Annotated in this window: 13 protein-coding genes; 8 read left to right on the forward strand and 5 right to left on the reverse strand. The window is 71.6% G+C overall.

What is annotated here, in order from left to right:
* Positions 1 to 28 precede the first annotated feature (28 nt).
* Positions 29 to 2,131: a diguanylate cyclase gene (locus tag BJ998_RS32330; protein ID WP_184867104.1), complete on the forward strand. Its 2,103-nt coding sequence runs from the start codon at positions 29 to 31 to the stop codon at positions 2,129 to 2,131.
* A gap of 1 nt (position 2,132) precedes the next feature.
* Here the strand turns inward: BJ998_RS32330 and BJ998_RS32335 are convergent, their stop codons facing one another.
* From BJ998_RS32335 to BJ998_RS32350, 4 genes are all read right to left on the reverse strand, one after another.
* Complete coding sequence (locus BJ998_RS32335) at positions 2,133 to 3,602, reverse strand: AMP-binding protein (protein ID WP_184867105.1); 1,470 nt, start codon at positions 3,600 to 3,602, stop codon at positions 2,133 to 2,135.
* Between the two features lie 121 nt (positions 3,603 to 3,723).
* On the reverse strand, positions 3,724 to 4,380 hold the full coding sequence (locus BJ998_RS32340; RefSeq protein ID WP_184867106.1) for a thiaminase II/PqqC family protein: 657 nt from the start codon (positions 4,378 to 4,380) through the stop codon (positions 3,724 to 3,726).
* Positions 4,343 to 5,770, reverse strand: coding sequence for a cytosine permease (locus tag BJ998_RS32345; RefSeq protein ID WP_184867107.1), 1,428 nt, complete (start codon positions 5,768 to 5,770; stop codon positions 4,343 to 4,345). Before BJ998_RS32345 ends, BJ998_RS32340 begins: the two co-directional genes overlap by 38 nt.
* Before the next feature lie 161 nt (positions 5,771 to 5,931).
* Positions 5,932 to 6,945, reverse strand: a complete 1,014-nt coding sequence (locus BJ998_RS32350; protein WP_184867108.1) for a helix-turn-helix domain-containing protein — start codon at positions 6,943 to 6,945, stop codon at positions 5,932 to 5,934.
* Positions 6,946 to 7,089: 144 nt separating this feature from the next.
* Between BJ998_RS32350 and BJ998_RS32355 the strand changes: the two genes are divergently transcribed.
* The gene (locus tag BJ998_RS32355; RefSeq protein ID WP_184867109.1) at positions 7,090 to 8,022 is read left to right on the forward strand and encodes an alpha/beta hydrolase; all 933 of its coding nucleotides are present in this window, start codon (positions 7,090 to 7,092) and stop codon (positions 8,020 to 8,022) included.
* 16 nt (positions 8,023 to 8,038) lie between these two features.
* On the opposite strand, the gene BJ998_RS32360 is transcribed toward BJ998_RS32355, so the two are convergent.
* Positions 8,039 to 8,419, reverse strand: coding sequence for a DUF6086 family protein (locus tag BJ998_RS32360; protein ID WP_184867110.1), 381 nt, complete (start codon positions 8,417 to 8,419; stop codon positions 8,039 to 8,041).
* A 236-nt stretch (positions 8,420 to 8,655) separates the two neighbouring features.
* On the opposite strand from BJ998_RS32360, the gene BJ998_RS32365 reads away from it, so the two are divergent.
* From BJ998_RS32365 to BJ998_RS32390, 6 genes are read left to right on the forward strand one after another with little or no spacing between them, the layout of a single operon-like run.
* Complete coding sequence (locus BJ998_RS32365; protein ID WP_184867111.1) at positions 8,656 to 10,107, forward strand: purine-cytosine permease family protein; 1,452 nt, start codon at positions 8,656 to 8,658, stop codon at positions 10,105 to 10,107.
* Positions 10,104 to 10,637: a cysteine hydrolase family protein gene (locus BJ998_RS32370; protein WP_184867112.1), complete on the forward strand. Its 534-nt coding sequence runs from the start codon at positions 10,104 to 10,106 to the stop codon at positions 10,635 to 10,637. Before BJ998_RS32365 ends, BJ998_RS32370 begins: the two co-directional genes overlap by 4 nt.
* On the forward strand, positions 10,625 to 11,329 hold the full coding sequence (locus tag BJ998_RS32375) for a GntR family transcriptional regulator (protein WP_184867113.1): 705 nt from the start codon (positions 10,625 to 10,627) through the stop codon (positions 11,327 to 11,329). Before BJ998_RS32370 ends, BJ998_RS32375 begins: the two co-directional genes overlap by 13 nt.
* Positions 11,330 to 11,379: 50 nt before the next feature.
* A complete protein-coding gene (locus BJ998_RS32380) occupies positions 11,380 to 12,309 on the forward strand; it encodes an ADP-ribosylglycohydrolase family protein (RefSeq protein ID WP_184869085.1) in 930 nt (309 codons plus the stop codon).
* Entirely contained in the window at positions 12,306 to 13,232 is a 927-nt protein-coding gene (locus tag BJ998_RS32385) for a PfkB family carbohydrate kinase (protein WP_184867114.1), read from the forward strand. Before BJ998_RS32380 ends, BJ998_RS32385 begins: the two co-directional genes overlap by 4 nt.
* Entirely contained in the window at positions 13,219 to 14,688 is a 1,470-nt protein-coding gene (locus BJ998_RS32390; RefSeq protein ID WP_184867115.1) for a CoA transferase, read from the forward strand. Before BJ998_RS32385 ends, BJ998_RS32390 begins: the two co-directional genes overlap by 14 nt.
* The last annotated feature ends 38 nt before the right edge of the window (positions 14,689 to 14,726 follow it).

Raw genomic sequence — 14,726 nt, forward strand, 5'->3', positions numbered from 1 at the left:
GGCCAATTCCGGATGAGAGGGTGCTTGCATGGGCGCGAGGGGTCCGCGTACCGACAACGACCGGTTGTGGATCGGCTACCTGTCGGCGGGCGCCCTGGTGATGCTCGCCTACTACCTCGTCCCCCCGGACGGGGCCGGCGCCGGCGTCAGAATCACCCTCTACTGCCTCGACAGCGCCTCCGCCGCCGTGATGGTGATCATCGGCCTGATCCGGCACCGGCCGCGGCCGCAGCTGCCGTGGCTGCTGCTCGGCCTGAGCCAGGTCGTCTACGCCGCCGCCGACACCAGCTTCTACGTCGCCCACTACGCGTTCGACAACCTGGAGTACCCCGGCGTCGCCGACCCGCTGTACGTCGCGCACTACCCGCTCGTGGTCGCCGGCCTGATGCTGCTGATCCGCCGCCGCACCCCCGGCCGTGACCTGCCCGGCGTGCTGGACGCCGCCGTGATCGGGGTCGGCGCGGCGATGCTGTCCTGGCTGTTCCTGATCGCCCCGAACGCCCGGCTGGACGCGCCGGTGGTCGTCAAGGCGTTCTCGCTCGCGTACCCGGTGCTCGACCTGCTGATGCTGACCGTCGCGCTGCGGCTGATCCTGGGCGGCGGGCGCAGGCCGGCCTCGTTCTTCCTGTTGACGTTCAACATGCTGGCGTTCGTCGCCGCCGACACGATGTACGTGTCACAGCAGCTTGACGGAACCTATGTGACCGGCAACTTCCTGGACGCCATCTGGCTGGCCGGGAACCTCGCGCTGGGCGCGGCCGCGCTGCATCCGACGATGGCTCGGCTCACCGATCCGTCCCCGGTTCGGGACGCCAGCATCGGCCCCGCCCGCATCGCCGCGCTGTGCGGGGCCGCGCTGATCGCCCCGGTCACGCTGTACATCCAGAGCGCCCGCGGCGACCTGCGAGACATCCCCGTGATCGCGCTGGCCTGTGCGCTGCTGTTCGGGTTGACGATCGCTCGGCTTGCCGGGCTGGTGTCCGACCAGCGGCGGCTGGCCATCACCGACGCGCTCACCGGCCTGCACACCCGACGGTTCTTCGAGGCCCAGCTGCCGATCGAGGTGGCACGGGCGCGGCGGGCCGGCAGCTCGCTCGCCGTGTTCATCGTGGACGTCGACCACTTCAAGTCGATCAACGACCACTACGGGCACCCCGCCGGCGACCAGGCGCTGATCGAGATCGCCGCCCGGCTGCGCGGCGCGGCCCGCGGCGGGGACGTGCTGGCCCGGTACGGCGGCGAGGAGTTCGCGCTGCTGGTGCCCGAGGCCAGCCTGAGCGAGCTGGCCACCATCGCCGAGCGGCTGCGGATGCGGGTCGCCAGCAGCCCGGTCGCGCTGTCCGAGGACACGTGGATCGCCGTGACCGTGTCCGTCGGCGCCGCCTGCTTCCCGTTGCACGGCGACAGTCCCAACGAGCTCGTCGCCACCGCCGACCGCGCGCTCTACGTGGCCAAGGCGCGGGGCCGGGACCGGGTGGTCGTCGGCGAGGCGGCCGCGACCAACACCGCCGTCGTCACCGACCACACGGCGATGATCGACTACCTCAGCCACGTCGCCGACGAGGTCGACGCCCTGCTGCACGCGCACGACCACAGCCTGGCCATCAGCCGCTGGGCGCACACCCTGGCGACCGCGCTCGGCCAGGACGAGGCCACCGCCCGCAACGCCGAGCTCGCCGGGCGGCTGCACGACATCGGCAAGATCGTCATCCCGGAGGCCGTGCTGACCAAGCCCACCGCCCTCACCGAGGACGAGTGGCGGCTGGTCCGGCAGCACCCCGAGTACGGCTACCGGCTGGCCCGCATGGTGCCCGGCTTCGGCGTCGTCGCCGACATCATCCGCCAGCACCACGAGCGCTACGACGGCAACGGCTACCCCTCGCGGCTGGTCGGCAACGGCATCCGGGTCGAGGCCCGCGTGCTGGCCATCTGCGACTCCTGGGCCGCCATGCTCGTCGACCGGCCCTACCAGCCGGCGCTGAGCGTCGAGGCCGCCGCCGAGCAGCTGCGCCAGGGCCGCGGCACCCAGTTCGACCCGGACGTCGTCGACCTGTTCCTGGACCTGCTGAGCAAGGGTCAGGTCGGCGACCTGAAGAGGCCGACCGAGCTGACCCCCGAGCAGCAGCCCTGACCTAGCCGACCCGGCTGCGCAACAGCTTCTTGTCGGGCTTGCCGGCGTCGGTGAGCGGGATCGCGTCCACCACAGTGATCGCGGACGGCGCGTACTGCCGGCCCATGTGCTCGGTGACGTGCGCGCGCACCGTCTCCAGGTCGAGTTCGGACCGCGGCACCAGGGCGGCGTGGACGTGCTCGGTGCCGTCGGAGTCCCGCACGCCGAAGACGGCCGCGGCGGCGATGGACGGGTGGGTGAGCAGGACCGATTCGACCTCGGCCGGGTACACGTGCCCGCCGACGACGATGATCATGTCCTTGAGTCGGTCGGTGACGTGCAGGTAGCCGTCGGCGTCGAGGAAGCCGACGTCGCCGGTGTGCACCCAGCCGTCCCGCCAGACCTGGGCGGTCAGCTCGGGGTTGTTGAGGTAGCCGCGGGAGTCGCCGCTGGAGCGTTTGACGATCTCGCCGCTGCCGCCGGGCGGCACGTCCCGGCCGTCGGCGTCGACGATGCGGATCTCGACGCCGGGCAGCACCTTGCCGACGGTGCCCAGCAGTTCGGGCCGCGTGTGCTCCTGCGGCCCGAGCGCGCTGACCGCGCCGGCCTCGGTCTGGGCGTAGAACTGCGTGAACACGGGCCCGAAGGTCTCGACGGCCTCGGCCACCTTGACCGGAGACGACGAGGCGCCGCCGTAGATGACGGCGCGCAGGCTGGAGGTGTCGCGTGGCCGGCGGCGCTGCTCGTCGGTGAGCTGGTAGAGCAGCGCGGGCAGCAGCCACACGATGTTCACACGGTGCTTCTCGATGGCGTCGAGGGCCCTGGCCGGGTCGTAGCCGGCGTGGATGACCATGCTGCCGCCGGCCGTGAGCACACCGTCGGCCATCATGCCGGCCAGGTGGGCGAGCGTGCTGCAGACCAGCATCACGCCGGGCAGGCGGGGCCGCTTCGGGTCGACCAGCCGCTCGGTGTACGGACCGTAGGGCAGCATGATGCCCTTGGGGTGGCCGGTGGTGCCGCCGGTGTGCCGAATGCAGAAGATGTCGTTGGCGGCCACGGGTTCCGGCGCGATGGGCGTGGTCGGGCCGGTCAGGTCCGCGAACGTCAGGACGTGCTTGATCGGGGCCCGCTCGGCGATGCGCGCCCCGCCGGCGGCGTGGGCGGCGTCGGTGATGAGCACGTCGGTCTCGACGTCCGCGGCGATCACGGCGAGGGTGTCGACGGCCATGCCCTCGTACAGCGAGACGACGCGGGCGCCGAGCAGGTTGGTGGCGTAGCGGGCGGCCAGCACCTCGGCCCGGTTGCCGGACATGATCGACACGGTGGAGCCGCGGCGGATGCCCCGGTCGCGCAGCGCGTGGGCGTAGCGGTGGATGAGGTCGGTGAGCCCGGCGGCGGTGATCGTGCTGCCGTCGGGCTGGTGCACGGCGACCCTGTCCGGATCCGTGCCGATGCCGCTCAGCACGGCCTCTACGTAGTTCTGGTGGTCCATCGGCCCTGTCCCCCAGGCGTATCCATAGATGATGAATGCATTTCTGGACAGGGCTGAGCGTAACGCCCCCGGCGGCGGGCCGGGGGCGTCGGATGGATCTTCGGCCTCTTCGGGTGCGCGGTCAGGCCAGCTCGGCCAGCGTGTTCCAGAACATCAGCTCGTAGCTCTGGATCAGCCGGCCGTACTCGAACGCGGCCTCGGTGCCGCGCCCGGCGTCCAGCCCGGCCTGCACGATGGCGATCGCCGGCTCGTCGCCGTCGGGCGCGGGCGCGGCGAAGAAGTCGAAGAACGAGCAGCCGTCGTCGTCGAAGCCGTAGTGCTGCCGCAGCCCGGCGGCGACCGCCTTGCAGTAGTTGCCCCACGCCGCGAAGTTCGCCACCACGGCCAGCGTGACGTCGGTCGGCTCGCCGTTCAGCGCCAGCCACGCCAGGTACGACGGGTACGCCTGGCAGCCGGCCAGCGGCTTGTAGTCGCGCAGGGCCTGCTCGTCCAGGCCCGCGGCGACGGCGAACTTGCGCAGGTTGTCCAGCGCCAGCCCCTCGCCGGCGGCCAGCCCGGAGAAGAACGCCCCGGCGGCCGGGTCGGCGCAGCGCGAGGCCAGCACGAGGAAGCTGCGCCAGTCGCTGACGATGATCCGGTGCTGCTCGGCGGCCAGCGCGGCGAGCGCTTTCCGCGAGGCCTTGCCGTCGGCGATCAGCGGCACCAGACGGTTCTCGTGCTCGCCCGGCGCCAGGTCCTTCCTAGCGTTCTCCAGCAGTTCGCGTGCCGAAGCGGTCATCGCTGCGTGCTCCCTCAGTAGGCTGTCGGAGCCGCCGGCTGAAACCCAGCACGGCCGCGGCATTCGGCGTCCCGGCGACGGCGGCGGCCAGTGCAGCGTAGATCAACCCGGCCAGCAGCCAGGTCTCGACCGGCACGATGCCGGCGCTCGGCGCGGCGTCCTGGCCGGGCAGCAGGCCGAGACCCCAGGCCCCGAACGCCACCGCCAGCACCACGGCCACCAGGCCGGGCCAGTTGGCCAGCGCCGACTCGCGCCACGTCGGCACCTCGTCCACCCGGCGCCTGCGCAGCAGGAACTGGTCCACGCACATCACCACGGTCATGCTCGGCAGCGCGATCGACGACCAGCTGGCGACCTTGTAGAAGCCGTCCTGCACGTCCGGGAACTGCCAGGTGAACACGGCGGCGATGACGGCCATCAGCAGGCAGGTGTGCCAGCGCTTCCAGCCCGGGACGGCGCCGAGCACGTTCTGGCCGCCGTTGATCATCTCGTAGTAGTTGCCGTCGTTGATCGCGACGATCAGCACCGTGGCCACGATGCCGCCCAGCCACAGCGCGCCGAACAGGGAGTACTCGACGGTGTAGTGGAAGGCGGGGCCGAAGTCGTACTGGCCGGCCCCGGACAGCTGCGCCATCATCCAGCCGCCGGCCACGAACAGCACCAGCCCCACGGCGAAGGCGATGCCGAACGCCGGCGCGGGCCAGAGGAACTTCGGCCTGCCGTAGCGCCAGGTGTCGGGCTCGTTGCCCCACATCACGGAGCCGATGGCGACCCCGACGCCGGTCAGGAACGGCAGCTCCGCGGTCGGTTTCGGCTGCGCCGACAGGGCGTCGTCCGGCATCGTGCCGATGCCCTTGACCACCAGGTAGAGCACCCAGACGATCATCAGCGGCGCGGCGACCCAGCGGGCGAAGGCGGCGATTCCCTTGAAGCCGAACAGGTTGTTGGCGATGCCGAGCACCGCCAGGACCACGCTGACCACGACGACGTGACCCCAGCCGTAGAGGCCGTCGAACAGGGTGGCCAGCAGGTTGAACGCGAACGCCGTCCAGCCGGCGGCGACGCCCACCAGCAGCAGGCTGACCAGGGCGGAGCCGACCTTGCCGAGGATGGAGCGGGTGAGCAGCGCGTGCGTCTGGCCGGTGGTGGAGCCCAGGTAGGCGGCCGGCAGCGCGTAGAGGAAGTAGGCCACGGCGCCGATCGCGCCGGCGGCGATCGCCTGCGGCAGCGAGTAACCCGCGTCGTGGTACTGGAAGCCCAGGAACAGGTAGGTGAATCCGGCGGCGAGCGTCACCCACAGGGCGACGAAGTGGTAGCGCGACCGGCGCTCGTCGGCCGGCACGATCCCGGCCGCGCCGGTCGAATAGTCGTGATCCGCAGTGTCAGCCACCAGCGTGCCCTCTCCCAGTGCTCACAGTGTTGGGAAAGCTACTACACGCAGCGTGAGGACTGACCCGTCGCCAGGGGCAAGGCTCTTAACCCGAAGAGCCCAAAGTTGATCACTTTGGGCAGCCGGATTGCCCGTGTGTACCCCCGAACCGGTGAGAACGGTCAGCCGGCGGAGTCCCGCAGCCGCCGCAGTGACAGTGCCAGCGCCAGCCGGAACCGGCCGATCGGCGTGTCCACGGCGAAGCCCAGCCCCGACTCCGCGCGGGCCAGCCGGGGCGCGATCGAGCTGTGGTGGCGGTGCACCAGCGCCGCCGCCTTGCGTACGGAATCCGTCGCGACGACCGCCGTCAGCACGTCCAGCGTGTCCTGGCCACCGGGCTCGGCGGCCAGGCGGTCCAGCGCCTGCACGTCCGGGATCGCACGGATGTCGGAGGTGTGGAGCTGCTGGGCGATCGGGCCGAGCGCGCCGAGATCGTCCCACTCGATGGAGTCGATCACGCCCGGCGCGGTGAACCGGGCGGCGACCGTCGCCGCCCGCCACGACTGCGGGGCGCGCATCGCCGGCTGCACCGGGCCGACGCCGATCGGGTGTCCGGTTGGGACGGTGGCGTCCGCGGGCGAGAGAACCGCGTGCAGGCTGCCGATCGCCGCCTGCGGGCCGGGCGGGTCGGGCAGCGGGCCGTCCAGCACCGCCAGCACGCGGATCGGCGTCAGCGGGGAGAAACCCAGCAGGTGCAAGGCCCGTGACCGCTCCGCGTCCCCGGCGGAGGCCGAGATCGCCAGCTCGACCAGCGCCGGATCGTCCAAACCGGACAATTTCGCCCGGGTCTCGCCGAGCAGCACCGCCGCCGCGATCGCGAACCGCTCCAGCACGATCTCGTCCAGCGGCAGCGGATCGCCGCCGCGCTCCAGCCAGACCCGGCCGCCGTCCACCTCACGGCTCAGGGCCGGCGGCGGGGCCGCCGCCAGCGACGTGCCGTTGGCGTCCATCCGCAGCCACACGCCCGTTTCCGGCACGCTCAGGCCGGCTGGGCACTCCGCCAGCTGCGCCGTGCTGGCCACCAGCCGCTCCAGTCCGACGTGCTGGGCGACCAGGACGTCGAAGAAGCTGATCACCCGCACCGCGCTGGCCGCGTCGGAATCCAGCGCGGACAGGCGAAGCAGCAGGCCCCTCATGCCGTCGACATTACCCGCGTGACCGGCGGCGACGGGTCCCGACGGACAAACGCCGACCGTGCCAGCCAGTTGTCGGGTTCGAGGCGGCCAACCCGCGACAGTTGTCGGTTGGGAAGTCACGCCGGGAGCGGCACGCTAGGTGTCATGACTTACGCCTTCGATCCCGAACTGTTGCCGTGGCTGACGATGCTGCCCCAGGGTGTGGGCTTCGACGACGTCCAGGCCACGCGGGCCCGGATGGCGTCGATGCGTGAGCACTTCCCCACGTACGAGCCGGAGAACCCGGTCACGGTCGAGGAGATGCTCATCCCCGGCCCGGTCGGCGCCCCCGATGTGCGGGTGCGGGTCTACACGCCGACCTCCGTGCCCGCCCCGCGGGCCGCCTACGTCTCCATCCACGGCGGCGGCTTCGCCATCGGCGATCTCGACCAGGACGCGTCGGTCTCGTTCGAGATCGCCGACAAGGTCGGCGCCGTCGTCGTGTCCGTCGACTACCGGCTCGCGCCCGAGCACCCGTACCCCGCCGGCCTGGAGGACTGCTACGCCGCCCTGGAGTGGACCGCCGCCAAGGCGTCCGAACTCGGCGTCGACACCGCGCGCATCGGCATCGGCGGGGACAGCGCCGGCGGCGGAATCGCCGCCGGCCTCGCCCTGCTCGCCCGTGACCGCGGCGGGCCGGCGATCAAGTTCCAGTACCTCGGCATCCCCGAGCTCGACGACCGGCTGGAGACGCCGTCCATGACCGCGTTCGTCGACACGCCGCTGTGGAACCGGCCCAACGCCATCCTCAGCTGGAAGTACTACCTCGGCGACCGGCCCGCCGACCACTACGCCGCGCCCGCCCGCGCCGAGGACCTCACCGGCCTGCCGCCGGCGTACGTCTCCGTGTGCGAGTTCGACCCGCTGCGCGACGAGGGGCTCACCTACGCCTACCGCCTCATCCAGGCCGGCGTGGCCACCGAGCTGCACCACTACCCCGGCACCTTCCACGGCTCCGCCATGGTCCACTCGGCCGCCGTCAGCAAGCGCATGGCCACCGAGCGCATCGACGCCGTCCGCCGGGGCCTGACCGCCTGAGCCCGGTGGGGAGGGCTCAGTCCCTCCCCACCACTTCGAAGTGGCCCAGGTTGCAGACGTGAGGCGCGTCGGTGATGTCCTTGAACCAGTCCGGTAGCGTCAACCGTTCCCCGCTGGCGCGTTCGTCCAACTCCAGCGCCACCTGGAGCACGCCGCGCACCATCGCGTGCATGTGCCACGAGCCGTTGACCTCCCGCAGGTGATGGAACGCCGCGAGCAGGAAGTCCCGCAGCACCGGCGGGTCGATCCGCACCTCGTCCCAGCCCGTGTCCACCACCCCGCTCGGCTGCTGGATCACGTACTTCTCCAGCAGCGCGATCTGTCCGCAGAACATCTGCGAGGTCCCCTGCGCCTTGGACCAGACCTCGCGACCGTCCACTGTGAACAACTTGCCCACGTGTGCCCCCTCGTTGACCGGGGGCAATGGTAGCCGGGCCGGCCTGCGTCGGCCGGCGAATTTCTGGCGTGCCGATCACGCCCGTTGCGACCCGGTCTCGGGTCGCAACCGGTTCCGGCTGGTCGAACGGGAAGGTTCCTCGGGTCAGGCGGTCCGGGGCGGTGTTGCCGGGTGGGGTGGGCGGGCGTAGGGTCCGGGCGACTGGACAGGTCTGGACAGGATCAGAGGAGTCGCGGATGGCCTCCGGTGCGGACTCGGCCGCCCTCCAGGTGGAGGCCAACGGCATCAACGTGATCGGCGACGACGAGCGGAAGGGCACGCCGAGACAGCTGTTCTGGCCGTGGTTCGGGGCCAACGTCTCGGTGCTGGGGCTGAGCTACGGCTCGTTCACGCTGGGCTTCGGCATCTCGTTCTGGCAGGCGGCGATCGCCGGCGTGGTGGGCATCGTGTTCTCCTTCCTGCTCTGCGGCTTCGTCGCGGTGGCGGGCAAGCGCGGCTCGGCCCCGACGATGATCCTGAGCCGGGCGGCGTTCGGCGTCCGCGGCAACTGGGTGGCGACGGCGATCTCCTGGGTGCTGACGGTGGGCTGGGAGACCGTGCTGACGGTGCTGGCCACGCTGGCCACGGCGACGGTGTTCACGCAGCTCGGCTGGGGTGGCGGCCCGGTGGTGAAGATCCTCGCGCTGCTGGTGGTGGCGGTGCTGACGATCGGCGGCGGCGTCATGGGCTTCGACCTGATCATGCGCATGCAGACCGTGATCACGATCGTCACGGCCGTGCTGACGGTGGTGTTCATCGCCTTCGTGATCCCGCACATCGACTGGGCGAAGGTCGCAAGCATCCCGGCCGGGTCGACAGGCAGCGTGGTCGGTGCGCTGGTGTTCCTGATGACGGGCTTCGGCCTGGGCTGGGTGAACGCGGCGGCGGACTACTCCCGTTACCTGCCAAGGAGTTCCTCCAGCCGGGCGGTGATCGGCTGGACGACGTTCGGCTCGGCGCTGGCCCCGGTGGTGCTGCTGGTGATGGGCCTGCTGCTGGCGGGGTCGTCGCCGGACCTGAACAAGGCCATCGCCGCCGACCCGATCGGCGCGCTGGCCAGCGTGCTGCCCACCTGGTACCTGGTGCCGTTCGTCATCGTCGCCGTGCTCGGCCTGGTCGGCGGCGCGGTGCTGAACATCTACTCCTCGGGCCTGGCGCTGCTGGCGGCCGGCCTGAAGACGCCGCGGTTCGTGGCCGCGCTGATCGACGGCACGATCATCGTTCTCGGCACGATCTACGTGGCCTTCTTCGCCGACGACTTCCTCGGCCCGTTCCAGGGCTTCCTGATCACACTGGGCACGCCGATCGCGGCCTGGTGCGGCGTGATGCTGGCGGACATCGCCTCCCGCCGCAACGGTTACGCCGAGCCCGACCTGTACGACCCGAACGGCCGCTACGGCAGCGTGCGCTGGCTCGCGGTCGGCATCATCGTGGTGTCCACAGTGGTCGGCTGGGGCCTGGTCACGAACACGTACGCGGAGTGGCTGTCCTGGCAGGGATACCTGCTCGGCCCGCTCGGTCTCGGCGGCCGTGACGGGGCGTGGGCGGCGGCGAACCTGGGCGTGCTGGCGGCGCTGGTGATCGCGTTCGTCGCCACGTGGGCGTTGCAGCGGTCCCGGGTTCGCGCCCAGGAGCTGGTGACCGTATGAGGGCTCACCTCGCGGTGATCGACATGCAGAACGTGTTCGCGAACCCGCAGAGCCTGTGGTTCACCCCCGGTTTCGCGGACATCGTGGCCCCGGTCCACAAGCTGGTGGCGGCGTTCCAGGACGTCACGTTCACGCGGTTCGTCGCGCCGGAGGAGCCGATCGGCGCGTGGCGGCTGTACTACGAGCGCTGGCCGTTCGCGCTGCAGCCGCCGGACGCCGAGCTCTACCAGCTGGCCGGCGGCTTCCAAGGCTCCACAGTGGACGAAACTACCTTCGGCAAATGGGGACCGGCGCTGGCCAAGCGCGTCGGCGACGTCGACGTGTTGGTGTTGGCCGGTGTGGCGACGGACTGCTGCGTGCTGTCGACGGCGTTGGCCGCGGCGGACGCGGGCATGGTGACCTGGATCGTGGCGGACGCCTGCGCGGGCATGAACGACGAGGCGCACGAGCGTGCGCTGGACATCGCCCGCGGCTACAGCCCGCACATCGAGGTCAAGACGCTGGACGAGGTGCTGACGTGCTGCGCCTGAAGTACGAGCAGATCGCCGACCAACTGGCCCGGGACATCCGCCGCGGCCGGCTGCCGCGCGGCGCCCGGCTGCCCGGCGAGCACGTGCTGGCCAGCCGGTTCGCGGTCAGCCGCAACACGATCCGGCAGGCGCTGGCCGAGCTGGGCAGCCGCGGCCTGATCGCCACCCACTCCGGCAAGGGCTCGTTCGTCACGTTCGACGGCCGCCCGCTGGACGACCGGATCGGCTGGACGCGGGCGCTGGCCGAGCAGGGCGTGCACACCACGGTCGCGGTCATCCGGCTGGAACTGGTCACCGACAAGGAGATGGCCGAGCGGTTCCGTCTCGACGACGACGAGTTCGTCGCCGTCGACCGGGTCCGGACCATCGTCGACGGGCCGGCGATCTCGTTCGAGTGCACCAGGGTGGCGGCCGGCGACCGGCTGCGCAAGCTGCCGGAGTCCGGTCTGGACGGATCGCTGTACGACGTGCTGCGCGCCGAGGGGCTGGTGCCCGAACAGGGGGAGGAGTGGGTCGAGTTGGGGCGGATCACCGAGGTGGAGGCGGCTGTCCTCGGCCGCACGCCGGGGGAGCGCTTCCTGCGCGCCCGTCGGCTGTGCCGGGACCGCAACGGTGTTTTCGTGGAGCACACGGAGAGCCTGCTCGACCCGGACCGGTTCCGGCTGCACCTCAAGTTCGGTGGCGTGGAGTGAGCCGCGCGCTGGCCGCGTTCACCGGCCTGGCCATCGGCGACGCGCTGGGCATGCCGACGCAGTCGATGCCGCGGGAGGCGATCCAGGCCCGCTACGGCGTCCTCACCGGCTTCGAGCCCGGGCCCGACGACCAGCCGATCGCGCCGGGCATGGCCGCCGGCTCGATCACGGACGACACCGAGCAGGCGGTGCTGGTGGCGAGGCTGCTGGTCGCCGGTGACGGGCACGTCGACCCGCACCGGCTCGCGGCGGATCTGCTCGCCTGGGAGGAGGACATGCGTCGCCGCGGCTCGCTCGACCTGCTCGGCCCGTCCACGAAGGCCGCGGTGAGCGCGGTGGCGGCGGGCGAGAGCCTGGAGCGGGCGGGCAGGTCCGGCACGACCAACGGGGCCGCGATGCGTATCACCCCTGTCGGCATCGCGTACCGAGCCGACGACCTTCCGTCGCTTGTGGACAGTGTCGTCGAGGCGAGTTGGGTCACGCACAACACCGGTGTCGCGCTGTCCGGCGCGGCGGCGGTCGCGGCGGCGGTGAGCGCCGGCATCGCGGGTGCGGATGTCAGCGAGGCGACGAAGATCGCGGCGGAGGCGGCGCGGCTGGCATCGGGCCGTGGCAACTGGATCGCGGCCGGCGACGTGGGCACTCGGCTGGCCTGGGCGAGCGAGCTCGTCGAGGGCCTTCCGCCCGGGGAGGCCGCCGAGACGATCTACCGCCTGGTCGGCACCAGCGTCGCCACGCAGGAGTCGGTGCCGGCGGCTTTTGCCGTGCTGGCGGTGCATCCGGACGATCCGTGGCGGGCCTGCCTGCTCGCGGCGTCGCTCGGCGGCGACTGCGACACGATCGCCGCGATGGTCGGGGCGATCGCCGGCGCCTGTCACGGCGACGACGCGTTCCCGGACGAGGCGGTGCGTACCATCCACGCGGTCAACGACCTCCCGTTGGCCGGCCTCACGGCGGAATTGCTGGCGCTGCGCGGATGAGCCGCTTGGTGCACGTCGGTCAGGTGATCGTCGACATCGTCATGTACGTGCCGCACCTGCCCGAGCGTGGCGGCGACGTGTTGGCGTCCAGCGGCGGCACCGAGGTCGGCGGTGGCTTCAACGTGCTCGCCGCCGCCGTGCGGCAGGGGTTGACCGCCGCGTACGGCGGCATGCACGGCACCGGCCCGCTCGGCGACCTGGCCCGCAAACGCTTGGCGCAGGAGCAGATCGACGTCCTCCAGCCGAAGGTGTCCACAATGGATACCGGCTTCACGGTGGCGCTGGTCGACGCCGAGGGCGAGCGAACGTTCGCGACCACCTTCGGCGCGGAGGGCCGGCTGCGCGCCAACGACCTGGCACGGATCCGGCTGTTCCCCGACGACATCGTGTACGTGTCGGGCTATGGGCTGGCGTTGCCGGTGAACGGGCCGGCGGTGAGTTCCTGGCTGTCCACTGTGGAGTCCGGGGTCATGGTCGTGGTGGACCCGGGGCCGCTGGCGGCGGAGATCCCGGAGGCCGTGCTGAAACCCGTGCTCGACCGGGCCGACTGGATCAGCTGCAACGAGCGTGAGGCTGGGCTGCTGACCGGCGAGGACGACCCCCTCAAGGCGGCCGAAGCCTTGAGACGACGCAACGCGATCGTCCGTGTCGGGGCCGGCGGCTGCGTGCTGGCGACGGCCGACGAGGTGATCACGGTGCCGGGCTTCCCGGTCGAGGTGGTCGACACCAACGGGGCCGGTGACGCGCACACCGGTGCGTTCATGGCGGCCCTGGCCGCCGGCCTGCCGCCGGCGAAGGCGGCCAGGCGGGCAAATGCCGCTGCCGCGATCGCCGTCACGCGACGGGGGCCGGCTTCCGCGCCTACGATCGAGGAGGTGCACAAGCTGCTGAGCGACGAGGAGCCTGGGGATGTCGCTGACTGACAAGGTGGCCGCCGCGGTCGCGAACCCGCTGACCACGGACGCCTTCGACCCGCACGCCGCGCTCGCGGACGTGTTGGCCGGCATCGGAATGAGCCCCTCCGACACCGGCGGCGAGATCACCTTCGTCGGCGCGGACCCGGTGGTGCCGAGCACGTTGCGGCTCGGCGGCGCGGCCGGTGTCGCGCTGGTCGCCAAGTCCGCGGCGATGGCCAAGCTGTGGCGGCTGCGCGGCGGCGACGGCCAGGACATCGCCGTCGACCTGCGGGTGGCACCGCACCGGCTGTGCCCGTTCTACGACCGCAAGTGGGAGAAACTCAACGGCCACGTCCCGGTGACGGCCGCCAATCCCACCAACGCCTTCGGCTTCGGCTTCTACCGCACGGCCGACGACCGCTGGGTGATGCCGCTCAACCCGTACCCGAAGATCAAGGTCGCCGCGCAGAAGCTGCTGGACGTCCCGGACGACCCGGAGCGGGTGGCGCAGGCGGTGTCCAAATGGGATGCCCGTGAGCTGGAGGCCGCGGCCGTCGAGGCGGGTGTCGTGTTGCCGATGCTGCGTTCCACCGAGGAGTTCCTCGCCGAGAACACCGGCATCGAGAACCTGCCGCTGATCGAGATCACCAAGATCGGTGACTCCGAGCCGGAACCGCTGCCCGGCGGCGTCGAGCTGCCGTTGGCCGGGATCCGCGCGCTCGGCATGGGGCACGTGATCGCCGGCGCCGGGGCCGGCCGGGCGCTCGCGCTGCACGGCGCCGACGTGCTGAATCTGTGGCGGGTCAACGAGTTGGAGCACGACGTCACGTACATCACGGCCAACGTCGGCACCCGCTCGGCGACCATCGATCCCCGCGCGGACCGCGAGCTGGTCAACGGCCTGCTGGCCGGCGCGGACGTGTTCTACGCCAACCGACGGCCCGGCTATCTGGAGCAGATCGGCGTGTCCGCCGAGCAGGCGGCACAGGTCCGGCCGGGGATCGTGCACGTCACGGCGTCGCTGAACGGGGAACGGGGGCCGTGGGCCGGCCGGGTCGGTTTCGACCAGACCGCCGGCAGCCTCGTCGGCATGATGAACCTGGAGGGCGACGCCGCCGGCCCGGCGCTGCCGCCTATCCTCGTCGTCAACGACTACATCGTGTCGTGGCTGATGGCCACCGGCGCGGCCGAGGCGTTGGCCCGGCGCGCCGTCGAGGGCGGCAGCTACCGCGTGCACGTGTCGTTGACCCGGGCGGCTCTGTGGATCTTGAGCCTCGGCGTTTTCGACAAGGCGTACGCGGCTTCGGTGGCCGGAAGCGGTGAGGAGCACCGGTATCTGGATCCGGAGACGTTCACTGTGGACACTCCGCTGGGTGAGTACCAGGGCGTGACCGAGCAGGTCCGGATGTCGCTGACGCCCGGGCGCTACGCCGTTCCGCTGGTGCCGCGCGGGTCGTGCAAGCCGGTGTGGCTGACCGAATAGGTGAGTTCCAGGCGGATCCATGGGCACCGGCTCGGTTC

The sequence above is a fragment of the Kutzneria kofuensis genome, assembly GCF_014203355.1.
In the GTDB taxonomy this organism is placed as follows: Bacteria; Actinomycetota; Actinomycetes; order Mycobacteriales; family Pseudonocardiaceae; genus Kutzneria; species Kutzneria kofuensis.